The organism is Loktanella sp. Alg231-35, assembly GCF_900143545.1.
Lineage (GTDB): Bacteria > Pseudomonadota > Alphaproteobacteria > Rhodobacterales > Rhodobacteraceae > Yoonia.
In genome coordinates this window covers 212,869-236,939 of the sequence record NZ_FREV01000003.1, presented here as the reverse complement: position 1 = coordinate 236,939, position 24,071 = coordinate 212,869, and the positions used below count along the sequence as shown (strand labels likewise).

19 protein-coding genes and 1 tRNA gene are annotated in these 24,071 nt (G+C 57.0%); 9 read left to right on the top strand and 11 right to left on the bottom strand.

Annotation, left to right across the window (positions count from 1 at the left end; genetic code table 11):
* Nucleotides 1-38: 38 nt before the first annotated feature.
* A complete protein-coding gene (locus DHN10_RS08085; protein ID WP_108814781.1) occupies nucleotides 39-1,319 on the bottom strand; it encodes a DUF3422 family protein in 1,281 nt (426 codons plus the stop codon).
* Between the two features lie 157 nt (nucleotides 1,320-1,476).
* Here DHN10_RS08085 and DHN10_RS08080 point away from each other — a divergent pair, with 157 nt between their 5' ends.
* Entirely contained in the window at nucleotides 1,477-2,028 is a 552-nt protein-coding gene (locus DHN10_RS08080) for a pseudouridine synthase (RefSeq protein WP_108814780.1), read from the top strand.
* A gap of 4 nt (nucleotides 2,029-2,032) precedes the next feature.
* Here DHN10_RS08080 and DHN10_RS08075 read toward each other — a convergent pair whose 3' ends face one another.
* On the bottom strand, nucleotides 2,033-2,533 hold the full coding sequence (locus tag DHN10_RS08075) for a hypothetical protein (protein WP_108814778.1): 501 nt from the start codon (nucleotides 2,531-2,533) through the stop codon (nucleotides 2,033-2,035).
* A gap of 9 nt (nucleotides 2,534-2,542) precedes the next feature.
* Nucleotides 2,543-2,728 carry a hypothetical protein gene (locus DHN10_RS08070; RefSeq protein WP_108814776.1) on the bottom strand — a complete coding sequence of 62 codons (186 nt, stop codon included), beginning with the start codon at nucleotides 2,726-2,728 and terminating at the stop codon, nucleotides 2,543-2,545.
* A gap of 135 nt (nucleotides 2,729-2,863) precedes the next feature.
* Here DHN10_RS08070 and DHN10_RS08065 point away from each other — a divergent pair, with 135 nt between their 5' ends.
* The 5 genes from DHN10_RS08065 (at nucleotide 2,864) to DHN10_RS08045 (ending at nucleotide 11,954) form a co-directional block, all read left to right on the top strand.
* Nucleotides 2,864-4,507: a hypothetical protein gene (locus tag DHN10_RS08065; protein ID WP_108814774.1), complete on the top strand. Its 1,644-nt coding sequence runs from the start codon at nucleotides 2,864-2,866 to the stop codon at nucleotides 4,505-4,507.
* Nucleotides 4,508-4,533: 26 nt separating this feature from the next.
* Nucleotides 4,534-5,634 (top strand): phosphatase PAP2 family protein, encoded by a 1,101-nt coding sequence (locus tag DHN10_RS08060; RefSeq protein ID WP_108814772.1) that lies wholly within the window; start codon nucleotides 4,534-4,536, stop codon nucleotides 5,632-5,634.
* Nucleotides 5,635-5,637: 3 nt separating this feature from the next.
* Nucleotides 5,638-7,704, top strand: coding sequence for a hypothetical protein (locus DHN10_RS08055; protein WP_108814770.1), 2,067 nt, complete (start codon nucleotides 5,638-5,640; stop codon nucleotides 7,702-7,704).
* 95 nt (nucleotides 7,705-7,799) lie between these two features.
* Entirely contained in the window at nucleotides 7,800-8,933 is a 1,134-nt protein-coding gene (locus DHN10_RS08050; protein ID WP_108814769.1) for a lipase family alpha/beta hydrolase, read from the top strand.
* A gap of 39 nt (nucleotides 8,934-8,972) precedes the next feature.
* On the top strand, nucleotides 8,973-11,954 hold the full coding sequence (locus DHN10_RS08045) for a S8 family serine peptidase (RefSeq protein ID WP_108814767.1): 2,982 nt from the start codon (nucleotides 8,973-8,975) through the stop codon (nucleotides 11,952-11,954).
* 108 nt (nucleotides 11,955-12,062) lie between these two features.
* Here DHN10_RS08045 and tdh read toward each other — a convergent pair whose 3' ends face one another.
* From tdh to DHN10_RS08020, 5 genes are all read right to left on the bottom strand, one after another.
* A complete protein-coding gene (gene tdh / locus DHN10_RS08040) occupies nucleotides 12,063-13,091 on the bottom strand; it encodes an L-threonine 3-dehydrogenase (RefSeq protein ID WP_108815143.1) in 1,029 nt (342 codons plus the stop codon).
* Between the two features lie 14 nt (nucleotides 13,092-13,105).
* Nucleotides 13,106-14,290: a glycine C-acetyltransferase gene (locus tag DHN10_RS08035; protein ID WP_108814765.1), complete on the bottom strand. Its 1,185-nt coding sequence runs from the start codon at nucleotides 14,288-14,290 to the stop codon at nucleotides 13,106-13,108.
* An 84-nt stretch (nucleotides 14,291-14,374) separates the two neighbouring features.
* Nucleotides 14,375-14,953 carry a helix-turn-helix domain-containing protein gene (locus DHN10_RS08030; protein WP_108814763.1) on the bottom strand — a complete coding sequence of 193 codons (579 nt, stop codon included), beginning with the start codon at nucleotides 14,951-14,953 and terminating at the stop codon, nucleotides 14,375-14,377.
* 83 nt (nucleotides 14,954-15,036) lie between these two features.
* Entirely contained in the window at nucleotides 15,037-17,133 is a 2,097-nt protein-coding gene (locus tag DHN10_RS08025; protein WP_159086951.1) for an HAD-IIIC family phosphatase, read from the bottom strand.
* A 144-nt stretch (nucleotides 17,134-17,277) separates the two neighbouring features.
* Nucleotides 17,278-17,364, bottom strand: a tRNA-Leu gene (locus tag DHN10_RS08020).
* Nucleotides 17,365-17,661: 297 nt separating this feature from the next.
* On the opposite strand from DHN10_RS08020, the gene lipB reads away from it, so the two are divergent.
* On the top strand, nucleotides 17,662-18,330 hold the full coding sequence (lipB, locus tag DHN10_RS08015; RefSeq protein ID WP_108814759.1) for a lipoyl(octanoyl) transferase LipB: 669 nt from the start codon (nucleotides 17,662-17,664) through the stop codon (nucleotides 18,328-18,330).
* 73 nt (nucleotides 18,331-18,403) lie between these two features.
* Here lipB and DHN10_RS08010 read toward each other — a convergent pair whose 3' ends face one another.
* The gene (locus DHN10_RS08010) at nucleotides 18,404-19,318 is read right to left on the bottom strand and encodes an aldo/keto reductase (protein WP_108814757.1); all 915 of its coding nucleotides are present in this window, start codon (nucleotides 19,316-19,318) and stop codon (nucleotides 18,404-18,406) included.
* On the opposite strand from DHN10_RS08010, the gene DHN10_RS08005 reads away from it, so the two are divergent.
* The gene (locus tag DHN10_RS08005) at nucleotides 19,317-20,363 is read left to right on the top strand and encodes an AraC family transcriptional regulator (RefSeq protein WP_234417079.1); all 1,047 of its coding nucleotides are present in this window, start codon (nucleotides 19,317-19,319) and stop codon (nucleotides 20,361-20,363) included. The genes DHN10_RS08010 and DHN10_RS08005 overlap by 2 nt on opposite strands.
* Before the next feature lie 34 nt (nucleotides 20,364-20,397).
* Here the strand turns inward: DHN10_RS08005 and DHN10_RS08000 are convergent, their stop codons facing one another.
* A complete protein-coding gene (locus DHN10_RS08000) occupies nucleotides 20,398-21,036 on the bottom strand; it encodes a TIGR02466 family protein (protein WP_108814756.1) in 639 nt (212 codons plus the stop codon).
* Entirely contained in the window at nucleotides 21,033-22,169 is a 1,137-nt protein-coding gene (locus tag DHN10_RS07995; RefSeq protein WP_108814754.1) for a carboxylate-amine ligase, read from the bottom strand. The genes DHN10_RS08000 and DHN10_RS07995 overlap by 4 nt, the downstream gene beginning before the upstream one ends.
* A 210-nt stretch (nucleotides 22,170-22,379) precedes the next feature.
* Here DHN10_RS07995 and ctaD point away from each other — a divergent pair, with 210 nt between their 5' ends.
* A complete protein-coding gene (ctaD, locus tag DHN10_RS07990; RefSeq protein ID WP_108814753.1) occupies nucleotides 22,380-24,053 on the top strand; it encodes a cytochrome c oxidase subunit I in 1,674 nt (557 codons plus the stop codon).
* Nucleotides 24,054-24,071: the final 18 nt, after the last annotated feature.

The following is a 24,071-nucleotide window of genomic DNA, read 5'->3' as shown; positions in this document are numbered from 1 at the left end:
GGTTAGCACGGTGAGGCGGCGGCGCAAGCCTTGCCGCATTATGCCATATGTTTGTGGATCCGGTTTACCATCATCCAGACCAGTACCAGCACAACTGGCGTGACAATCGCCGCCATGGTCACCTTGCCAAGACCAAAGGACGCAGCCAGCGGGCCCGTCATGTTGAGCACCAGATTGACCGCGTAATAACTGATCGCCACCACGGACAGCCCTTCAACTGTGCGCTGCAACCGCAGTTGTAGATCGGCGCGCCTGTCCATGCTGGTCAAGAGTTCCTGGTTCTGAGCAGAGCGCTCCACATCAACACGGGTGCGCAGCAGATCGCTCGCTCGCAAGGCCCGATCAGACATCGCCTGCAGTCGCGTTTGCATGGCTTTGACGGTGCGCATGGCAGGATCAAAGCGGCGCATCATGAACTCGGCAAATGTCTGGCGCCCCTGAAATCGTTCTTCGCGCAGGATATCAATACGTTGATTTACGATCGTCTCGTAGGCCCCTGTTGCACCAAAGCGAAATGACGATTGAGCGATCGTATTTTCGATCTCTGCAGAGACCTCAAGCAAGGATTGCAACACATCAGCAGGGTCGCCCGCACTGCCGCGCATGTCTTCAAGAAGGCGGGTCAGCTCTTTGTCGAACCCTGCCATTGCGGCATTCAGCGCGCGGGCCCGCGACAGGCCCAGCATCGACATCGCCTTATAGGTTTCAATCTCGCACAGGCGCTGCACAACCCTGCCAATCCGCCTTTTGCCGACGTTAGGGCGCACAAAGACGGCAAACCGCATATGACCAGCATGATCGATCCGAAAATCGCCCGCGACGACCAGTTCGTCTTCAAGCACGCGGCTGATGGCAAGGCTCTCTGGCACAAACCAGTCACGTGCTTTTTCGGTGATCCCTGCGTCGTCATCGGCCCGTTCGATCCGGATCAGCGCCGACGTCACGCGGGTGCCTGGCAAATCCGCCAGCCAGTCATCGGGGAAAACGGAGAATGTGCTGGCATCAAATGGTGGCGAGGCCAGCCCGTCACCAAAAATGGTGAAGGTCACAAATTCAGTATGGCTTTCCCATTTCAACTGATGCCGCCCGATGGTGCCAAAATAGTGGGTGGCGTCAGGCTGTGGATGCGGCGCGCCGAAGCGGTCCAGCAGATTGATCAGATGGGCGCGCTCAACCGCACGGTCACGGCCTGCGGCGTTTTCGGCAGGTTTCATCGCCAGAAAGGCGGCACGGCTAGGGGCTGCGACCGATGGAAATGGGCGCGCGTGCAGTTCATTCGCCATGGCATAGCGCAGCGGGTGGTCGTCAATGGGTGGCATTTGGCCGATCTTTCCTTGGTCACCTTAGCCGCAACCTAGCGGGCTTTTTGAACCTGTAAACAAAAAAAGATGTTATTTTATAGATAGTTAACTGCACACAATGGCATACCGATCACCCTGATATGGACGCCCGCACCAAGGATGGCTACGAAGGCGCATGTCCCGCGTGATCCTGTTCAACAAACCTTTTGGTGTCTTGTCTCAATTCACAGATGCCAAAAGCCCCACACCCCGCCCGACGCTATCGGGTTTCATTGACGTGCCGGGGGTTTACCCTGCCGGGCGTTTGGACCGCGACAGTGAAGGGCTGCTGGTGTTGACCGATGATGGCAAACTACAGGCTCGGATCGCCGATCCGAAACACAAGCTAAGCAAGACCTATTTTGTGCAGGTCGAAGGCGCGCCAAGTGACACTGAGCTGGCACCGCTGCGCCAAGGTGTCACACTCAAGGATGGACCAACGCGCCCTGCCAAGGTGCGGTTGATCGACCCGCCAACGCTTTGGGAGCGGGACCCACCGGTGCGGTTCCGCAAGTCTGTGCCGGATTGTTGGCTGGAAATCACGATCAGCGAAGGGCGCAATCGGCAAGTGCGGCGCATGACGGCGCATATTGGTTTTCCGACATTGCGGTTGGTCCGCTGGCGGGTGGGGAACTGGACTTTGGATGGAATCGTAAGCGGCAAGCATCTTGCCGTGGATGCCAGCTAGTCCGTCAAAACGTTGCGCAATCGCCCATCGGTTCAACCGCCAGCAGGTTACGCTTTCCACGATTAGACAATCCTACGACCGCGGCGATATCACCCCCGGTACCAAAGACCGTGACCTTGTAGCGGCATCCGGCGTTGAGCATTGCAAGCATCTCTTCGCGCGGCGTCCAGAACAGTGGAAAGCGGGAGGTCGCGGGCAAATGCAGATTGCCATGGTCTGTCATGATGTGACCGCACCAGAACCCGCGCATCTGCGGCACTGACGATCGTTCGCGTGATCCAAAGATCAGACTACGACGTTCGCGGCAGGATATCGGCGCATCGACACGCGTGACTGCCACCTCAACTTCTTGTCGCAGGAACAGTACAGGAAAGGCCATGGCGCCGCACATCAATGCGATGAATATCCCCAAAACCAGAACAAGGCGGCTTTGGCGTTTCTTCGTTCTCTGTGCCATGAGTTCATCATAGATCGAGGGAAAAGCGTTGGATGTGCTGCCACTCATCACGGGTGCCTATGACGCAATGTCGGTCGGGCCAACCATGTCAACAACAGCAACCAGCCAGTTGAGGATATCCACGTCCCCATCGGTCATGGAACCGTTTTCAGCGATGGCGACAATGCGTGGCCGCAGTTCCGGCCAGCGGGCATAAAAATCGACGACATCTTTGATGGGGAGCACTGGTTCTTTAATAGTCATGGTAAATCCGTGTTATCGCGTTCTGCCCCAACCCTAGCAATTCCGACGCGTTGCACGGTGTGAATTCAGTGTGAAACGGTTGTCCAATCCAATTTCCCCTGCGTAAGCTATGCTTGGGATAACAGGAGAGTATGGGTGCCGGTCGATTTCGAGATTGCCTTGTTTGGCACATGCGTGCTGCGCAGCACGCAAACCCCGCGGACCGAGGTCACCGGGGCCAAGCACCGCGCTCTCTTTGCTCTGCTGGTCACGGCGCCTTTGGGCCGGCGCACCCGCTCTTACCTGCAGGAAACGCTCTGGGGTTTGGCCGACTATGAAAGTGGCCACCAAAATTTGCGCCGTGCGTTGTCTGATCTGCGCAAGCTGATTGGCGCACGCTTTGAGGATATCCTGAATGTCTCTACGACCGAGATTGAAATTGACCTGACCCGCATCAGGGTCATGGGTCATCCCTCTGACGGGGCGTTTCTGGCTGATCTCAACGTCAAAGAGGCAGAGTTTGTGGCCTGGCGCGATGCCATTCGCGATGATCCGTCCAATGTGGCAGCCCTTTGCCATCTGTCGCAGTCACGCGGGCCGCGCCGGGTACAGCCCCGCGTTTGTGCCCTGCCCTTGGCCGTGCTGCCCGGCAGCCCGCCCGATCTGGCAATTGCCGCCGACTGGATCGCCGAAGAAGCCTGCCGCATGATGTCACGCTCTTCGCTGATTTCCGTGATTTCGCACCTGTCGGGCCGCGAAATGTCGCAACAATTCATCGACGTCAAAGGCGTGCGGGATACATTGGGCGTCGATTATCTGCTCACCGGGTCCATGCGCCCACACGGCGATGAGTGGATCGCCGATATGGATTTCATCGACACACGCACCGGAGCGTTGCTGTGGAACCGCAACCTACATTGTCCCAAGGACAAATTCGCCGAACATGTGATGGATTGGCTGGTCAATGTGGTGCAGACCGCTGGCCGCTCAATCGCCGAAAGTGCCTTGCAGATGGGGCGGCAGACGCCGTTACCACAATTGCCCGATCATAAGCTGCTGATCGCCGGTGCCACGGCGATGCATCATCCGACCTTGCGGGACTTTCTGCGCGCCCGGCAGTTTCTGGACGAAGCCGTGGCCCGCGCGCCCTATAGCGCGCAGGTCCATGCTTGGCTGGGCAAATGGTATGTGCTGAGCATCATCAAAAATTACACCACGGATCGTGCCAGCGACACGCAAAAGGCGCTGGATTGCACAGCGCGGTCGCTTGATCTGGACCCGCAGTATAGTTTCGGTCTGACCATAGATGGGTTCGTGAATGGCAATATTCTGAAAAACCTCAACGTGGCCGAGGCGCGCTATACTGCCGCCCAAGAGGTTAACCCCAATGAAAGCATGTCATGGCTGCTGCGCGGATCGCTGATGGCGTTTCGCGACGAAGGCAAATCGGCCATCCGCGCCACCGAAACGGCACGACGCCTGTCGCCGATTGATCCCTTTGGGTATTATTTCGACAGCCTTGCCAGTTCCGCCCATCTGGCGGCAGAGGACTATGAACAAGCACTGGTACTGGCTGACAGATCGCTGGCGTCCAACGACCGGCATATCTCGACTTTGCGCACGCGCATTGCAGCATTGCACGCGCTTGATCGCGGGTCAGAGGCGCAAGACACCGCACGAGACCTGCAACGCAGGTTTCCTGAATTCAGACTGACTGAATATCGCAACACGCACCCGTCATCCGAAAACAAGACCGGAAAACTGGTGATCAAGGCTCTGTCATCGGCAGGCATTACATAAGAACGCACGACAAAGGGAGAACGGGAATGGCACAATATGGTGGATTTGGCGGCTTTGGTGGTTTCGGCGGCTTTGGTGGATTTGGTGGGTTTGGTGGTGGCACCAACTTTACCGGCCTTGGCGCGTTCCTAGGCGCACAAGACCCCGGTGGATATGATGCGGCAACCACCCATGGCTTGCAGACAACGGCGGAAGGGCTGCGCCATCTGACCGAAGGCGGCACAACACCAACGACCAAAGAGTTGCCATTTTCGGACAGTGCCAACCTCGCGGGGCTGGCCACATGGGTGCGCGGCTCGCTTTATGTCAGCGAATATCTGTCCGGCATTTCAGCAACAGCGGTCGCAGCGACCGATGATGACCCAGCAAGAGTTATCCTTGCTGTAGATGCCCAAGATAGCCTGACATTTGTGCGCCCAGCCAGCAGCCTGCTGCGCGACCAATGCACGTTGGTGGCCGAATATGCCAACCTGCGTGCCGAGCGCAGCGCCGAGGTCACATCGCAACTGGGCTTTCCGACGCCCTATTTTGCAATGATCCTTGGCCTGCACGAGGCCCATCACAGCAAGACCTTCGAGCTGATCACAGCCACCCAAGTCGCCGCAGCACATACGGCAATGATTGCAAAACATCATCTGGCCATCCGCCGCCCTGATCAGCTGGACGCGCGGGTCATGCCGATGATCCCGACGCCCGGACATGGCAGTTTCCCTTCCGCGCATGCGACCGAGGCCTACGCGGTGCTGACCGTGTTGGAGGCGCTGATCGCCGATTGGGGCACTTTGGCAGACGAGGCTGAACGGATCGCCACCCTGCGCGGTCTGGCCGAACGGATCGCCGTGAACCGCACTGTGGCTGGCGTGCATTACCCGGTCGACAGCTGGGCAGGGGCGGCCCTTGGCCGTCTGGTGGCGCAAACCGTACTGAACCGTGCGGGCAAACCCACGGATATTCATCACACGCATTTTGCGGCCAATAACGTGGATTTCTTCGACCTTGATTTCCGTGACGTTGGTGCCGCGACTGATGCGGGCATGACGATTGCAAACCCATCGCATACCGTTGCTGCAAAACCCGCGTTCTCATGGCTCTACGCGCAAGCCGCCGCAGAGTTGCAGGGGGTTTGATCCATGTTTCAGCAGCGCGCTCCAACCGAACAAATTGATCGCTATACCGGCCCCTATGAGCGGTGGATCTATGCGCCAGAGCTGGGTTTTCCCTTTGCCTTTCCGGCGATCAAGAATGGCGCAGGCACGCATTTCTCTGCCCTGATGGAAGGGCAAGGCATGCTAGAGCAAAAGCCGGGGATCGATATTCGTGTGCCACCTTTGTGGTCGGAAGATCCGCAAGTCACGCCTTTTGCGATCCATGACAAGGGCACAGCACCGACCCTGACGGAGGATGATACGCAGGACACCAAACTGTCCAAGATCCTGCACGCACTTGACGGTCCGCGGTTTCGCCTGAATATGCCGATCAATCCTAAAACCTGGCCCGACACCTATGACCCTGCCACAGCGCTGAATGGTTGGACCGCTACTACACCTCCCAAAGCCATCATCGGCGTGATTGATGATGGTATCCCATTTGTGCATCGCGCCTTTCTGGACAGCACTGGCAAAAGCCGCATCAACCTGTGCTGGCTGCAAGCGGCGAAGGCGGAAAACAGCGCCGCCGTGCCTTTTGGCCGTGAAGTAACAAACACAGAAATCGACACGCTGCGCGCTGACCATGGCCGCAATGAAATGGCCATGTACCGCGCCAGCGGTGCGATTGACCGCGACCTGCCCGAGCTGGGCACCGTGCTGACCCATCATGCTACGCATGGCGGGCATATCGCGGGGATTGCGGCGGGCAATGACTGCTATGTCGGCGCGGATGCACTGCCCGACGATGTGCAAATCCTTGCGGTGCAGCTGCCCAATACGATTGCATGGGATACCTCAGGTATTGGCAAGGAAATGATGATGCTAAGCGCGATGGAGTACATCATGCACCGCGCCCGCGCGATTGCTGATCGCTATAACGTCCCTGAAATTCCGCTGATCGTGAACTTCAGCTACGGCTGGAGCGCCAATCGCCACGATGGGCAATCCAGTTTTGAGCTGGCTGTCGAAAATCTGGTGACCCAGCGCAAGGGTTTTCAACCGCTGACCGAACTTGTTATGCCAACCGGCAACAACTTTGCCAATGACATGCACGCACGGTTCATGGAACCCGACATGACAGACGGCATCATTGAGTTTGGTTGGAAGATCATGCCCGATGATCGCACATCCAGCTACCTAGAGATATGGTTGCCGCCTGATTTCGATCCTGCGGGTTGGGACGTGGTTGTGACCCCGCCAGAAGGCACTGATCTAGATGTCCCCGGTTTCATCCCTGTGGCCCCTGACCCCAACCTTGCTAACGGTGATCCACGACGTTTTACCGAGCTTGAACGCGGCGGGGCGAACATTGGCCAGCTGTCGGTCGACAAACACCTTGGTAACCGCTGGCGCATCATGATCGCATTGGTTCCAACCGTACCGGACCCTGCCGAATTCAGGCGCACCCCGGTGGGCACCTGGACGATCAAGGTGGATATGTCGGCAACGCCTTTGGCAGGCGCGCAGGCAATGGATGTCTGGGTACAGCGCGATGATGACCCAACGCAACTGGGCACCGGTGGACAACAAAGCCGTCTGGTTGATCTTGCTGGCAACGCTGCCGCTAACCCCTTACCCCCGATCCGGGGCTATGGATGTATTAACGGAATTGGCACAGCGCCTTCGACGATCCGCGTCGCAGGCTATGATCAAACCACCAGAGAGCCCTCGCCTTACAGCGGCAGTAGCGCGCTTGCCGCTTTGCCCGGTGGTGACGTGATCATGGGCCCAGAGGCGCCTGTGATCTCGGCGGTGGCCGATCAGGGGGCGTTTCGCCCCGGCTTACCTTCGATTGGTGTGCTGTCAGGATCAGGCGCGCGGATCGTGGGCACAAGTGCCGCCGCAGCCGCAGCCAGCCGCTTGATGGTGGCCAATATCGCGGCGGATCTCGACCCTAAACAAGGCTTTGAGCCACTTCCCGAACCCGGCCCCGATGTCACGCTGGAAGCTGCGAAAAACAAAGCACGTTCAGGGACTTACCGTGCACCACCTGTCTGTGGATCCAAACCGCCGCAACCGGCTGTGAATGGCGGTGGCGCGGGGGTGTGAATTATCGTGAATGAACTCTTCACACTGTTCTCACTCACACTGACGTAACGGCAACCCCTACCCTTTGATTGTGTCTCGCAATTGGGGGTAGGACAATGACAACAGCAACACTGACATGGGCAAGCCGCCCGTCACTGGCACCCAACCCTGTTCAATGGGTCAAGTCCGTGATTGCGCAGCTTGGCGCCGACCGCAGTGCCCAAACTGCACCCTGCCCGGCAATCGCCAACCAACATACTGACCGCGGTAAGGTTCTCATCCTGCCCGGCATGATGGGTTCTCGGTTAAGCGTCATGAATGGCGACACATTGGAAGCTGCCTGGCTGCACCCCGCCGAGATCGCCGCAGGCGGCATCGCCCGTCTAAAATGGCCCAACCCAGTGACAGCGACAGGCGCGCTTGCGGCCTCTTATGGGCAGCTTTTGGCGCGGCTGCGTATGGCCGGTTTTGATGCGGATTTTCTGCCTTATGACTGGCGGCAGTCCCCTGACATGATCGGTGATCAGCTGATCGCAGACCTGCGCGATCAGGACCTCAATGGCGTCACGTTGGTTTGCCATTCAATGGGTGGTTTGGTCGCCCGCCAGATGGCAGCGGCCGACCCCGATGGCAAGATCATCGCAAGGGTCATCACCATTGGCACACCCAATCGCGGGTCCTACGCACCGCTACAAATGTTCGACCTAAGCCACCCGACGCTGGCCACATTGGCGCGGATTGATACGGTACATGATCGCCGCGCTTTGGTGCAAAACTATCTGCGCGATTTTCCGGGCCTTCTGGCAATGCTGCCATCGAGCGATGGTATGGATGCAGAGGATCACTTTGATGCATCCGACTGGCCTGCCGATACCGTCAGGCCCAGTGCGGCTTTGCTTGATGACGCCAAATCCTCGGTTGCAGCCCTGCCCGCACCCGACGCCCGTTTTCACCAGATTATTGGCACCGGACAATCCACCATTGTTGGTGCAAAGGCAGGCGATAGCAGATTCCAGTTTAAAAGATCCGAGAATGGCGACGGCGTGGTCGCGCGCAGCTCTGCCGAGCACGGCGATCTGCCCCGTTACTTTGTGCGCTGCGCCCATGGGATGCTTTGCAACAATCGGACCGTCATTGCGACAACCGTTGATCTGATCCGCAAGGGCAGACCCGTTTCGCGCGCCGCAAAGGCCACAACCCGCACCGCCATTTTCAACAAGCTGCGTCACGCGCGCCCTGATTTCGCGTGAACAGCGCCTTTCAACAGATTTCAAATAAGGAGTTTTCCAATGGCTAAATCTCAGAAAAACGAACGCCCAGCGCCTGATCGCGCCACAGTGATCGTCACGGTTTGCGATTGGCTGGGTCAGCCCGTTGACACCGCCATGAACGTGACCTTGGTGGATGGCAAAAAGACCCACAAGCTCAAGCGTGAGGGTTCAACTGCTGTCTATACCGGTGTGCTTCAACAGGGTGCTTACAGCGTCAATGCTGACGGCAAGGCTGGTGTGGCACCGCCGCAGACGTTTTTGGTCACTGCTGATCCAACACCTGCGACTCTTTTTGTAGGCGCAAAGGATTGGCCGTTCTACCGCCTTGGTCAGAGCGCTGTTCCTTTTCCGCCGCCCGGCCCGATGCTGGCTGTGGCCTTTCCTGACGTTCACCCTGACCGGGGTGAGGCAAAGAAACTGTGTGATCAGATCATCAAGGATCTGCCACTGGAAGCTGCCTTGCCTGACTACACCAAGGACAAGGATGCGTTCATGCAAGCTGACGGGGCGATCTGGCTGTTTCGGATCACCCAGAAAGACACGCCCAACCTGCGCGCCGATCTGCACAAAAAGATCATGCGCATCACGGGCAATCGTGGCCGCGTGGGTGTGCCCGTCGATCTGAATGCCGATCAGATCAAAGTCATCGACAATCAGTTTGTACTGCGCTTTGTGAACGGCACCACCGAGGATGAGATTGACCGGCACATCGCCCGCCTGAAGGGCACGTCCTTGCGCAGTTTCCGGCAGGCGCGCAATGCACGGCTTGTGGCCTTGCCGCCGGGCGATCTGATGGATCACCTCAAATCCGTTGAGGCGCTGCATGATGCCGGCCTGCTGATCTATGGCGAACCTGATATCATGGCAGAACTGTCTGATGATGCGTTCCCCGAAGACCCGCCAAACGACCCGACGTTTGCTACGCAAGCCAATCTGACGCTGCAAAACGTGGATGAGGCATGGCGGATGCTTGATGTGGCCGCACCGCAAATTACATTGGGCGATCCTGACGTTGTCGTCGCCTCGCTTGATCGCGGTCTGGACACTGATCACCCCGATATCGGCGGCAATCTGTCTGATGGGTCCGCACAGGTGTTGCGCTGTTACGATTTCTCGGGCCTGCGCGAATGCACAGTGCCGGGATATCAGCCCGACACAAGTCACGGCATGGGTGTCTATGGCATTATCGCTGCTTTGACCAACAACAACGACGACATGTCCGGCATCGCCCCCAACACCCGGCAGATCGTGATGGAGCGCCCCTCCCTCTCAAGCGCTAATTACCCTGACGTTCTGCTGTGGGCGGCGGGCTTTACCACTGGCAACCCAAGTGCCGGTTGGCCCGCCGAACCGCTTGCCGATGGCGCTGATATCATTAGCTGTTCACATGGTGACAGCGGTGTCGCCTTGTCTGGCATCATGGATGATACGTTCCAGCTTTTGGCCAATAGCGGTCGTGGGGGGTTGGGCACCATTGTTGTCTACTCAGCAGGCAACGCCAACACGCTGATCACTGGTTTTCGGACCTGGGCCGCTCATCCTGATACACTGGCCATCGCCAATTCCAACCTGCCCGATGGCGGCGGGGTTGAGCGTAAGGTGGGGTCATCCAACTTCGGCCCAGAAATTGATATCTGTGCCCAAGGTGCTGGTGCGCCGTCGCTTGATGCTTCTGGAGGAGAGCAGACCTTTGGTGGCACCTCAGCCGCAGCACCTACTGTTGCTGCTGCCTGCGCGCTGATCCTGTCGGCCAACCCCGGCCTGCGTCTGGAAGAGGTGCGCGCGATCCTGCGCGACACTGCCGTCAAGATCGACGTGAACAATGCCAATGCCACGGGCCGTTGGCGCGATGTGAACAACCTGATCTCGACCAATCCGGCCTATGCGGGTCCTGACTTTTCACAGTTCTATGGTTTTGGACGGCTCAACGTCTCTGCCGCTGTGGAACGGGCCGGTTGGCGCTTGTCGCTGTTCATCGCTGACAGCGGAGATTATGGGCATACCTGCCTTGGCAGCTTCAAGGATATGATGCTTACCCTCAGCAACAGCGGCGTGAACACCGTGCCGATCACGAATATTCTGTCGTCAAATGCGGAATTCGTGGTGCCCAACGTGCTGGATTACCCATTGTTCATTGAACCGGGCAATGCGTTGCAAGTGCCAATCCGGTTCGATCCGACGTCCTTTGGGAACAAGGCAGCCACGATTTCCGTTGAAAGCGGGCCGTTCCAGACCCGCACCATCAAGGTCGTGGGCAAGGCACCATCACCAGAATTGGATCTGATCATCGCTGGTGGCGGGGATTTCGGCGCCACCTGTGTAGACAAACACGTCGACCAGACACTGACCTTGGTCAATAGCGGCCCCTGCCCGCTGACGGTGGCCAACATCACGTCGTCCTCTGCTGATTTCGTGGTTGCAGATGTGCAGAGCTTTCCCATTCGGATCGCCTCTGGCGCGTCCGTGGCAGTGCCCATTCGCTTTGCGCCCAATAGCATTGGCGCAAAATCCGCCGTGATAACGGTGACAAGCGATGACCCAACCGGACCAAAGACCGTCAACGTATCGGGCAAGGTTCTTTGGGGCAAAATCGCGGTCACAGGATCAACCTGTATCGGCGGCGTGAAGGCCGGATGTCTGGGCGAAACGACGATCACGATCTGCAATACCGGCGATTGCAAGCTCAACATCTCAAGCGTCGCGTTCAAGAAGCCAAGCAAGTATTGGAAGCTGGTGGGCAATCCTTTCCCCGCGACGCTGCACCCCGGTTCATGCCTCAACGTGTTGATCCGCTACCGGGCTGAGCAGAAATGCCCGACGCCGAACAAGCTGATCATCAAAAGCGATGATCCCAAAACTCCGGTGAAAAAGCTGCGCCTGCTGGCCTACACAAGCAGCGCCGGGTCAAAATCAGCCTGCGGCTGCGACAAAGGATGCAGTGACGCCTGTTGCGATGTGCAAAGTATCGACCCGTGTTGCTGGGACGAGTGTTCAGGTTAAATAGTGTTTGAGGCTGTGTCATTGCGCATTGAATCTCCCTTAGCGCACGGTGGCACGGCCTCTTATCTTATGCACTGAGGCCCGCCCGACACCGTCCGGACCTCTGCGTTACCGCCAGTCCAGCACAACCTTGCCGGACCGCCCAGATTTCATCTCGGCAAAGCCGTTGGCAAAGTCCGCCACATCAAAGCGATGCGTGATCACCCGGCTGACGTCCAACCCGTTTTGGAGCATCGCAATCATCTTGTACCAGGTTTCGAACATCTCGCGGCCATAGACACCTTTGATGGTGATTGCCTTAAAGACAATGCGGCTCCAGTTGACGGGCGATTTGCCCGGCGGAATGCCCAACAAGGCGATCTTGCCGCCCATCACCAAGGCCTCGACCACCTGATCAAGAGCAGCCTGACTGCCTGACATCTCAAGGCCCACGTCAAAGCCTTCGTTCAGGCCCAATTCATGGGCCACATCGTGCAGGTCTTCGTGGTTCACGTTGACGGTGCGCACGGTGGGCACAACATGCGCTGCAAGGGTCAGGCGATCGGTGTTGATATCGGTCAGCACAACATTGCGCGCGCCCGCATGGCGCGCCACAGCAGCGGCCATGATACCAATCGGGCCCGCCCCAGTGATCAGCACATCCTCACCCAGTAATTCAAAACTAAGGGCCGTATGGACCGCATTGCCAAGCGGGTCGAGGATAGCCCCGATTTCATCAGGAATGTCATCAGGCAGCGGGACGACATTGAACGCAGGCAGCTTGAGATTTTGCGCAAAGGCCCCTTGTTCATTCACCCCAATCCCGCGCGTGCCGGGATCAAGGTGGAACTTGCCTGCGCGCGACTGGCGGCTGTCCTTGCCAATCAAATGCCCCTCGCCCGAACAACGCTGGCCCAGCGCAAGACCCGTTACATTGCGCCCGATCTCGACAACCTCGCCTGCAAACTCATGGCCCGTAATCATCGGCACAGGCACGGTTGCTTCGGCCCATTCATCCCAATTCCAGATATGAATGTCGGTACCACAGATGCCGGTCTTGTTGATGCGGATCAGAACCTCATCCGGGCCGATTTCAGGCACCGGGGCGTCAACCATCCACAAACCTTCTTCGGGTTTGGTTTTGGCCAATGCTTTCATGGTGTTCGCGCCCATCAGATCAACCCCAAAGCACGGCCTACCTTGCCAAAGGCCGCAAGGGCACGGTCCAGTTCTGCAGTGCTGAGGCTTGCGTTCATCTGGGTGCGGATTCGGGCCTGCCCGCGCGGCACCACAGGAAAGAAAAAGCCCGAGACGTAAACACCTTCTTCAAACAGCTGTGCGGCCATGTCCTGCGCAAGCTGCGCCCCGCCCAGCATGACAGGAATGATCGGATGTTCTCCGGGCAAAAGGTCAAAACCCTGCTTCGTCAGGCCCGCCCGCCAATGGGCAGCATTTGCAAAAAGCCGCGCGCGCATTTCTGCGCCGTTCTCGACAAGGTCAATGGCAACGGTCCCTGCCGCCACGATGGCAGGCGGCAACGAGTTAGAGAACAAATAAGGCCGCGCCCTTTGGCGCAGCAAATCGATTACCGGCTGTGGGCCTGCAATATAGCCGCCAATCGCACCACCCAGCGCCTTGCCCAAAGTCCCCGTCAGGATATCAACATCAACACCAAAATGATCCGGCGTGCCCGCCCCGCGCGGCCCCATGAACCCTGTCGCATGGCAATCATCCACCATGACAATCGCACCGTATGCATCCGCCAAAGCGCGAATGCCCGGCAGATCGGCCAGCGTGCCATCCATGGAGAACACCCCATCCGTCGCGATCATAATATGGCGCGCACCACCTGCCTTGGCCTCTTTCAGCTTTGCCTCCAGATCAGCCATGTCGTTATTGGCGTAGCGATAGCGCCGCGCCTTGCACAGGCGGATCCCGTCAATGATCGACGCATGATTGAGGCTATCGGAAATAATCGCATCATCCGCCCCCAACAGCGGTTCGAACAATCCACCATTGGCATCAAAGCAAGCCGCAAACAGGATCGTATCATCCATGCCCAGAAACGTAGCTAGGCGCTGCTCAAGATCGCGATGAATGGCTTGGGTACCACAGATGAAGCGCACGCTGGCCATGCCAAAACCATGTGTGTCCATCGCGGTCTGCGCTGCCGCGATCAAATCAGGATGGTTGGCAAGGCCAAGGTAGTTATTGGCACATAGGTTGATCACATCGCGGTCCTGTACAGCCACAGTGCCAGCCTGCGGCGAAGTAATCAGACGCTCGCGTTTATATAGACCCTCGGTGTCAATCTGGGCGAGGGTGTTTTGAATATCGTGGAGAAAAGCATTGGGCATGAGGTAGCTCCTTCATTGCCCAAAATCTGTCATAACGGATTGAATTCCGCAATAATAAATTCCAGTATAGCGTACAAGTTTCCGTTAATTTGTAGATTGCGCAGATTTCACAATCAAAAACACACGCGCAGGCCCGCCCAGCGCCGCAATCTGATGAGGTACATCAGCGGCATAGCGGGCGGTGTCACCCACTGCGACCTCTGACACGGCTGTGCCCGACGTCACTTTGACCGCGCCTTCCAGCACGGCAAGCTGCTCAACCGCGCCGCGCGCATGCGGCGGACTGGTCAGCCTGCCTGCGGTCTGAAAGGTGATATCGTAAACCTCATGCCCGCCCGCCTCTTCCGGGGGTGATAGGATCGCGATCCGGCAGCCCTGCCCCATATTGTCAATCGTCGGCACCTCAGAGGCCCTGAGCACATCAACCCGGTCGCCCTGATCGGTCTGATCAAGCAGGCCCGCAAAATCGACATTCAGAGCGCGGGTAAGATTCCAAAGCGTGGCAATGGTTGGGCTGCTTTCGCCGCGTTCGATCTGGCTAACCATAGAGCGGGACACCCCGCTGAGGTTGGCAATCGCATCCAGCGACAGGCCCTGCGCCTTGCGGGCCTGCTTCAGCCGCAAGGGCAGTGCGTTCAAGATACTGTCTTGGTTATCCGTCATACTGGAAATTTACGGGTGTCGGCGCAGTTTGCAAGCGGCAAGTCGTCTGTGACGCCGCTGCATTGGCATGGCAGACTGCCCACCTAAGTGATTTTCAACCATTCAGGATCGACAGGGTTTTCTGATCCAGCCGTCCAAACCCACCCCCCCTGATCTTCGACAAAGCTATTGTTGCTATAAGTATCACGACACGGCGCATTCACCATTGTGGGCACGTGCTGCCCCGAAATCCCCACTAGGCCGTGTGTTGTCGCTTCGCGTTTGAGGTGGTTCAGCAACGCCACCTCAATGTCATAGCCGAAGACACGGCAGCTAAGGACGAAAGCGGGAATTTGCATGGTTTCGCCGCTCAAGTCAGCAATGAGCACTGAAACAACGCCCATGTCGCCGAATTTGTCGCGCGAGCGAGCGACATAGACCCTATGGTCGGGGCTTTCTGACCACTGCGTTACTTCTTTGAATGTTGTGCGCGCCGCAGTCATATTGAATTGGTTTGTCCGATTGATAAGCTCCGCTGCGCGGTTGAGCTCTTTGGGTGCGGCCTCTTCTATTGTGACTTCAAGGCCGAGCTGTGAAAACAAGTCGCGCTTGGAAACCGCGTCATCAGCATTGGTTTCTGCCTCAAACTCCTGACGTTTGGCCCGATCTAGATACATCTGTGTGCGATCCATATCAGAGCCATCACCAAGCAGGCGTTCCCAAAGTGCAAACAGGTCCCAAGTGCGCGCATCTTCGGCATCAACGGCATGGATTTCAGGATAGGCCTGTGTGACCAAACCACGCTCGTCTGGCCTGTCATCAACAAAGACGAAATCTTTGCGTTTCAAATTCAACTCACTCGATATCGCAGGAAAAGCCGTCACTTTGGGTTGCCAGGAAATCTGGCTAGACACGAAATCGCTTTCATCCAGAACACCGCCATCCCAGACAACGTTGGCAGGGTCATTTTTTGATGCAATCGCAAGGATCACCCCTTTCGACTTGAGCTTCTTTAGAATGCCTTGCCGGTCTGCATGGTGTGTCACGGACCCTTCGCCAATGACACCGTCCCACAACGTGTTGTCCAGATCGCAAACAACAAGCTTCTTCTTGGAAAGATGCGCGATGGTTTCAAGAATATCTGTGTAAACACTGGCCAAGGCTGCCCCCAACCGGGCCGGATGCTGCAATCCATGATGGTGCAGGTATTGCGCAAGATCGTGTTCGGAATGGTCCTGCAAAAGCGCCAGCTCGTCGACTTTGAACAGATGGGTAAAGGTATCTGCGTTTAATGCCGCAAGCATGCTGTCGATCTCAGCATCGACTTTCGCGCGTATCTTCTTGCGCGTCTGTGCCGTGAGCGAACGGAGCAGCGCATCTTTTTGCCGCCCAACATGCCGTTGGATCAACGCCGTATTATGGACAAAGGTGGGGGCTGCGAATGCTTTAGCCAGCATCTGGATCACTTGCCGGGCCTCATCCATCATGTCGTTGACGATTTCATCAACCCCAAAGCCAAGGCCGTGGCGCAGCAACTTGCGCGGCATCAGTTTCTGAGGAACCGTCAGACCGTTCTCATAGGTGAAGGGGCTGTAAAAGATTGCATCGAATGGTTCTTTGGCAAGCCGGCGAAGCTCTGCAATAACGCCTGCCGGGTTTTTATCTGTGACAAACGTTGGTCGGATTGAAACGGCCGTCTGTGCCGTTGAATCAATCAGGAAGCCGACAATATCCAAGTAAAGGCAGTCACCGATCAGCAGGACATTCAGCTCTTTGACGTCTTCAGCGGATGTGCGATTTGCCAAATCGGCAAAACAATCCGCAACAATGCGCTGACACGTCACGTCAGAGATCGCATTTTCAAGACATTGCGCATCGCTTACAATCAACGTTCTGATGAAAGCGTTACGCTCTTGGCCCGTCTGCTGTGGATCATACGCCATTTTGGCGCGTTCACCCAAATAGAGCGCACGAAATGTCACATCCTCTGTTTCGATCCATCGGGCGAGATATTCAATGAGGGACAGATGCTCATTCTGCGCGAGCGTCTGTTCATTCTCGTCTGATCCCAACTGAGGCGCGATCCGGGGAACCAGATGTGCTGTCGGATTAAGAGCTCTGGCCAACACGTCAGAGTTTTGCCGTAAGTGGTCGATTGCTACTTTACGGTCGTTAATGCTGATCGAGCTTTCACCAAACACTGACTTCTCCCTGAAACACGCTCTTCTTTACCGGCGATAAAAATGAACCGGGCTTGATGTCAATGCAAGAGAAGGTGTTACATTTCAGCGGGCCACCAGCGAAACATGTAAGCTGACGTAGGCTTTCATCTATTTGAAATGCTCTGGTGCGGTCGGGGGGACTCGAACCCCCACGAGTGTTACCTCACAGCGACCTCAACGCTGCGCGTCTACCAATTCCGCCACGACCGCAAGATCTTTGCCGCGGATCAATGTGACCCGCCTGCTCAGGCACGCCGCTTCTAGAACAGCCCCAGCACCTTGCCAAGAGGCAAAACGCGTTTGCGATAAATGTTGCCGGCAGAACCGGAATGGCAATCAACGGCACAAGAATGCCCCATCCAGCAGCCCCGCCCAGCACAAATTCTTTCATCACCCGTCCGGGTATCAGATCATAGCCGCCCGGCGTCACAGCGACTGCGCGATCTTGACCATGTCCAACAGGGCTGAGATACCTGTTTTCTGCTCAGATAGAGGGACCGCCCCAGCATGGTAGACTGGATCACAACCGACGGGCTGACCGACTACACAGAGGCCCTGGCCTTTATGGAACGCAGGGTTGCCGGCATTATCGATGGCAGCGCGGACGAATGTATCTGGCTGCTCGAACATCCCCCGCTTTACACCGCTGGCACTTCGGCCAAACCTGCTGATCTGATTGATCCTGACCGCTTTCCCGTTCATGAGGCGCGCCGTGGTGGTGAATACACCTATCACGGGCCCGGCCAGCGGGTGATTTACGTGATGCTGGATGTGGGCAAGCGCGGCCATGACCTGCGCCGGTTTGTCCAAGACCTTGAGGCTTGGGTTATCGCCACGCTGGACAGCTTTAACATCAAGGGTGAAATCCGCGAGGGCCGTGTGGGTGTCTGGGTGCAACGGCCGGAAAAACCGGCACAACCGAGCGGCGCACCCGCCGAAGACAAGATTGCCGCAATCGGTATCCGGCTGCGCAAGTGGGTGTCATTCCACGGGATCTCGATCAACGTGGAACCGGACCTGAGCCATTTCGCCGGGATCGTACCCTGCGGCATCAGCGATCACGGGGTGACGTCGCTGGTTGATCTGGGATTGCCTGTGGGGATGGAGGATCTAGATGTGGCCTTGCGTGGGGCGTTTGAGAAGGCGTTTGGGGGTCTGGCCCCGACAGGCAAATAACTCGGTGTTATTCTTGCAGAGCAAGACGGCACTGATGATCGACGCCGTCATCACTCTTGGGCCGCAATATTGATCAGTCCGCTTTGCTCGGGTCGCCCGTTGCCCAAGCTACACCCTCTCCGCGATCCATTGTATTCATCGCGGCCATGTCAGCCGCATCGATTTCAAAACCCGCCAGATCGATATTCTGCCGCATCCGCTCGGGGTTCAGGCTTTTGGGGAGAACGGCGTAACCACTCTGTACTCCCCAGCGGAGCAAAAGCTGGGCTTCGGAGACTCCGTACTTTCTGGCAAACTCGGCAAAGATTGCACCATCCTCTTTCATTGCGTCGGTCTTTGCGCTGGCTTGTCCTTCCTCTGTCCGCCAAGTCGAAAGCGGGACAAGACTGCTGTAGGCAATGGGTGCGATTGCATGTTTGCTCATGTAGGCAAGCAACTCCGGCTTCTGCGACCACGGATGAAGTTCAACCTGATTGGCGTCGGGCATTGACAGGCCAGCCTGTTTGACTTCTTCAAGGTGGTCCGTGTTGAAGTTGCTGACGCCGATAGATCGGGCTTTTCCAGTACTTCTTAGCTCCAAAAGCGCGCGCCATTGAGCGATGCGCTCGGAACCGCCATATGGGGCATGGATCAGGTACAGGTCGACATAGTCCAAACCCAGCCGTGCGAGCGTGAGGTCGCATTCTGCCAAGGTTTGATCATATGTCTTCGGCGTGTCGCCCCAAGCCGGATTGCCCGGCCAAAGTTTTGCCGTGACGAAAACAGCCTCTCGAGCAAGGCCCGCTGCATTGAGTCCCGCTCTGATCCCCGCGCCCACTGTCTCTTCGTTCTGATATCCCGACGCGGTGTCAATGTGACGATAGCCATTCAAGATCGCTGTACTGACGGCGACCTCCGCGTCTTCGTTTGACACAAGGTAAGTGCCAAACCCAACTGCAGGAATTGTCACGTTATCATTGAGACGAAAGTTTTGCTGCATAACGGTCATGGAATTCTCCGACTTCAAGTGTTTCGCCGTCAATCTACCGCCAAGCAGGGCGTTTCGCCTGCCCGATATTCCACCTTATCTATCAATTCCTCTAAATCACCGCTGTAATAGGTGTGATCCTCTTTCTCCCAATGGTATGAGACTCCTAAAGGAGTTGGGCATGCTAATCGACAAGCTTAAGGCGCACGCCGCAAAATATCTGTCAAAAACCAAAGGAAAGAACTGGGAATCACTCCCAAATCTGCTTGTTTTGCGAGCAGACAAGGTCAGCGCCATTGAAGCAGTAGTCTACAATCCAGTCATATGCCTGATCCTGCAGGGCGAAAAACAAACCGCTATAGGGGCACAGGCCGTCACGTTAGTTTCTGGTGACGCTCTATTGGTCAGCCACGATCTACCCGTCGTCTCACAGATTACCCAGGCCTCGCCTGAAACACCTTATCTTGCGCTGATCCTGTCGTTGGATTTACCCACGGTCCGAAGCCTTTACGAACAAACTGGTGAAGCCATCAGGGATACTGCCGACGCGTCCTCATTGTCGGCCGGTGCTGCTGATCCATCGTGGGTCGAACCGCTTGACCGTTACCTTGCATTGGCAGGCCATCCGCTGGAAACAGAGGTTCTGGGACCCGCCATCCTACGCGAAATCCACTTTCGTCTCTTGATGTCACCGATTGGGGGCATGCTGCGCAACCTCCTTTCCGTTGACAGTCACGCCAGTCGTATCGGCAAGGCAATCATCAACATAAGGGCCCGCTTCAGGGAACCGCTCGCAATCCCTGATCTGGCCAGAACTGCTGGGATGAGTCAGTCGTCATTTCACGCGCATTTCAAGTCAGTCACCGGGACGACGCCGCTACAATACCAAAAGGATTTACGGATGATCGCGGCACGCGACCTCCTCCAAAGCGGACGGGTGAGCGTATCCACATCCAGCTATGACGTCGGCTATGAAAGCCCCACGCACTTTAGTCGGGACTACACACGCAAGTTTGGTATTTCGCCGAGCAAAGACCTTGGGAACCTGTCGCATACGGCCGCATAGGCGTGCGACCCTTGGAAGAATGAGTTGTGCCGTCTTAGCTACTTTTCCTCTTCTTAAACGTTGCATTGAACGCAATCGTCACCCGCTCGTCATCGCTTTCGTTGGGGTAGACCCAATGCACAAGGTAGGACGGAAACAGCACGATCTCTCCGGCTTTGGGTCGGATCTTTTTCTTAGGCCGGAATGTTTCGGATTTCATTAGCCGCCAGTTGGGCAGATCGCTGCGCGGGTCGAGGAATTCGATCATGCCAGAGTTTCCCTCGCTCACCTTTGGCTGCGACACATAGTAGACCCCCGACCAATGGGCGCCGGGGTGCGTGTGTGGGGCGTTCAGGCCGCCTTGGGGATTGGCGTTCATCCAGCCGTTGAGTTTCAGATTCAGGTCCGCCTCGGGATCAATGCGGTGGGTGATATTGCGGGTCAGGTCCAGTACGGCCTCGACCGCGATGCCGCGCAGTTGTTGGATGCAGTCAGCATCATTGTCGAAGATATTGCCCTTGGAGTGCCAGCCGCCGCGGTTCGACTTTTGTACGCCTTCGTCAATCGCACGCATCCGAGCACATTCGGTCAGCAGGGCCTTGTCCAGTTTCGCATGGTCGGCCACCTTGAACCGCGCCAATGGGGTGGCAAACAGCAGGTCCGCCTGTGCGTCGTCAAAGATGTCATCTGTCATGGTAAATCCGCCTTAAAGTCAGTGATTAGCCCCGCGACCACCGCGCGCAACGCCTCATGCCTCGCACCACTGGCCTGAAAGGCCGCCTCATAGGTGCGCCTTTGCTGGTCGGCGCTTGTGCCCGTTTGCAGGATGTCGCGGGCGGCTTCGACTTCTGCCAAGCATCCCAGTGCTGTGGCATCTTCTGCAACCAGTGCGATGATCTCATCTACCGCCTGCGCAAAGGGGATCAGGGCGCGGCGTCCGAAATCCACCTGCCCTTCCGAGACGCCATAACGCTGCGCACGCCAGCGGTTTTCACCGATCATGAAATTCTGCACGACCTGCCGGGGTTGGCCCTCTGCGCCCTTGCGCCAGAGCATCCGTGTCAGCGCTTGGGTCAAAGCAGCCAGTGTCAGCGTCACCTCCATCCGGGGGGCCACGTCACAAACCCGGGACTCGATCGTCGGAAACTTGGAGGATGGGCGCAGGTCCCACCAAATCTTTGATGCGTCCTCGATCAGGTCCAGATCAACCAGCGTCTGCACCGTGTCCGCGAATTCCGACCAGTCGCGCATATAGGGCGGCAGCCCGGTGCGTGGCAGATTGTCAAAGACCGTCAGGCGATAGGAATTCATGCCTGTGTCATCGCCTTGCCAATAGGGTGACGAGGTGGAAAGCGCATGAAGATGGGGCAGGAAATATTTGAGTTGGTTGACCAATGCGATGCGCATTTCCTGATCCGGGATACCCACATGCACATGCATCCCGCAGATTAGCATGCGCCGCGCCACCCCCGCCAGATCACGGCGCAGTTTGTTATAGCGCGCCTTGTCGGTGTGGTGCTGGTCCTTCCAATCCGCAAAAGGATGGCAAGATGCTGCAATCGGGGCCAGCCCATAGGCATCGGCATGGCGGGCTACGGTCCGGCGCAGATGGGCAAGGTCTTCACGCGCTTCAGCGATGGTTGTGCAGACGCCGGTGCCGATCTCGATCTGGCATTGCAGGAATTCAGGGCTGACCTTGCCAGCCAGATCCTTTTTGCAGGCATCGATCAGGCTGTCAGGCGCATGGGCCAGCGCGTAGGTCTCTTTATCGACCAGCAGGTATTCTTCTTCGATCCCGATCGTAAACGGCGGCGCGTCCTCAACCATGATGAACCCTTTCAACTTCCGGGCCAGCCTAGCGCCAATCGCAGTACCTGTCAGTGTTCCAGATCAAACAACCCCTGCGCCAAATTAACCCAGCCTCAACGGCGCTTCCTTTGTTGCTCCTTAAGCATCAACACATTAGAACACTCCCAAATGCGTCCCTTGCTTCGACTCGGCGACGTGAAAAAGTAGCCAATACGAGGAGAGCCAAAAATGGCAGACGCAGCCATCCACGGCGACGCACACGAAGACGACCGGGGCTTCTTTACCCGGTGGTTCATGTCCACAAACCACAAGGATATCGGTATCCTGTACCTGTTCACCGCAGGTGTGCTTGGTTTCATTTCGGTTCTGTTCACCGTCTACATGCGGCTGGAACTGATGAACCCCGGCGTGCAGTACATGTGTCTGGAAGGCGCGCGTCTGTTCGCGGCAGAGGCAGGGACATGTACGCCAAATGGCCACCTGTGGAACGTGATGATCACCTACCATGGTGTGTTGATGATGTTCTTTGTGGTTATTCCAGCCCTCTTTGGTGGCTTTGGTAACTATTTCATGCCCTTGCAGATCGGAGCGCCGGATATGGCGTTTCCGCGTCTGAACAACCTGTCATTCTGGATGTTTGTGGCTGGTGCGTCGCTTGGCGTGGCCTCCATGCTGGCACCGGGTGGCAATGGTCAACTGGGCTCTGGCGTGGGCTGGGTGCTCTATCCGCCGCTCTCCACGTCCGAAGGCGGCATGTCCATGGACCTTGCGATTTTTGCGGTTCACCTCTCTGGTGCATCCTCGATCCTGGGTGCGATCAACATGATCACGACTTTCTTGAACATGCGCGCACCAGGCATGACACTGCACAAAGTGCCGCTCTTTGCATGGTCAATCTTTGTGACCGCGTGGCTGATCCTTTTGGCCCTTCCTGTGTTGGCTGGTGCGATCACTATGCTTCTGATGGACCGCAACTTTGGCATGGGGTTCTTCCAGCCTGAACAAGGCGGTGATCCGATCCTCTATCAGCACATCCTGTGGTTCTTCGGCCACCCCGAAGTTTACATCATCATCATCCCCGGCTTTGGCATCGTCAGCCACGTGATCGCGACATTCTCGCGCAAGCCGATCTTTGGCTACTTGCCAATGGTTTATGCGATGGTGGCAATTGGTGTGTTGGGCTTCGTAGTCTGGGCGCACCACATGTATACCGTGGGCATGTCGCTGACGCAGCAATCCTACTTTATGCTGGCCACGATGGTCATTGCGGTGCCGACAGGTGTTAAGATCTTTAGTTGGATTGCGACAATGTGGGGCGGCTCGGTTGAGTTCCGCACACCGATGTTGTGGGCCATGGGCTTTTTGTTCCTGTTCACCGTTGGTGGTGTGACTGGCATCGTGCTGTCACAGGCTGGTGTGGACCGCGTGTATCACGACACTTACTACGTCGTGGCGCACTTCCACTATGTGATGAGCCTTGGTGCTATCTTCGCGATCTTCGCTGGCATCTACTTCTACCTGCCGAAAATGGCCGGCCGTATGTACCCTGAATGGGCAGGCAAGCTGCACTTCTGGGCGATGTTCATCGGGGCCAACCTGACGTTCTTCCCACAACACTTCCTGGGTCGTCAGGGCATGCCACGCCGCTACATCGACTACCCAGAGGCATTTGCCTACTGGAACTACATCTCAAGCTGGGGCGCATTCCTGTCCTTCGCATCGTTCGTGTTCTTCATCGGTGTGCTGGCCTGGACGCTGACACGCGGCAAGGTCGTCACCGAGAACAACCCTTGGAACGAGTATGCAGACACGCTGGAGTGGACACTGCCATCCCCACCACCAGAGCATACGTTCGAGACGCTTCCAAAGCAGTCTGACTGGGACAAAGGACACGCACACTAGCGTTGACCACATCAAGTT

Bases quoted from the DNA above. Each gene is read 5' to 3' on its own strand.
- DHN10_RS08010 (WP_108814757.1), bottom strand. From the start codon at position 19,318: ATGACCGTTATGCAGCAAAACTTTCGTCTCAATGATAACGTGACAATT.
- tdh (WP_108815143.1), bottom strand. From the start codon at position 13,091: ATGAAAGCATTGGCCAAAACCAAACCCGAAGAAGGTTTGTGGATGGTT.
- DHN10_RS07995 (WP_108814754.1), bottom strand. From the start codon at position 22,169: ATGGTTGAGGACGCGCCGCCGTTTACGATCGGGATCGAAGAAGAATAC.
- DHN10_RS08075 (WP_108814778.1), bottom strand. From the start codon at position 2,533: ATGAGTGGCAGCACATCCAACGCTTTTCCCTCGATCTATGATGAACTC.
- DHN10_RS08085 (WP_108814781.1), bottom strand. From the start codon at position 1,319: ATGCCACCCATTGACGACCACCCGCTGCGCTATGCCATGGCGAATGAA.
- ctaD (WP_108814753.1), top strand. From the start codon at position 22,380: ATGGCAGACGCAGCCATCCACGGCGACGCACACGAAGACGACCGGGGC.
- DHN10_RS08005 (WP_234417079.1), top strand. From the start codon at position 19,317: ATGGAATTCTCCGACTTCAAGTGTTTCGCCGTCAATCTACCGCCAAGC.
- lipB (WP_108814759.1), top strand. From the start codon at position 17,662: ATGGTAGACTGGATCACAACCGACGGGCTGACCGACTACACAGAGGCC.
- DHN10_RS08055 (WP_108814770.1), top strand. From the start codon at position 5,638: ATGTTTCAGCAGCGCGCTCCAACCGAACAAATTGATCGCTATACCGGC.
- DHN10_RS08070 (WP_108814776.1), bottom strand. From the start codon at position 2,728: ATGACTATTAAAGAACCAGTGCTCCCCATCAAAGATGTCGTCGATTTT.
- DHN10_RS08080 (WP_108814780.1), top strand. From the start codon at position 1,477: ATGTCCCGCGTGATCCTGTTCAACAAACCTTTTGGTGTCTTGTCTCAA.
- DHN10_RS08060 (WP_108814772.1), top strand. From the start codon at position 4,534: ATGGCACAATATGGTGGATTTGGCGGCTTTGGTGGTTTCGGCGGCTTT.
- DHN10_RS08035 (WP_108814765.1), bottom strand. From the start codon at position 14,290: ATGCCCAATGCTTTTCTCCACGATATTCAAAACACCCTCGCCCAGATT.
- DHN10_RS08045 (WP_108814767.1), top strand. From the start codon at position 8,973: ATGGCTAAATCTCAGAAAAACGAACGCCCAGCGCCTGATCGCGCCACA.
- DHN10_RS08030 (WP_108814763.1), bottom strand. From the start codon at position 14,953: ATGACGGATAACCAAGACAGTATCTTGAACGCACTGCCCTTGCGGCTG.
- DHN10_RS08000 (WP_108814756.1), bottom strand. From the start codon at position 21,036: ATGACAGATGACATCTTTGACGACGCACAGGCGGACCTGCTGTTTGCC.
- DHN10_RS08050 (WP_108814769.1), top strand. From the start codon at position 7,800: ATGACAACAGCAACACTGACATGGGCAAGCCGCCCGTCACTGGCACCC.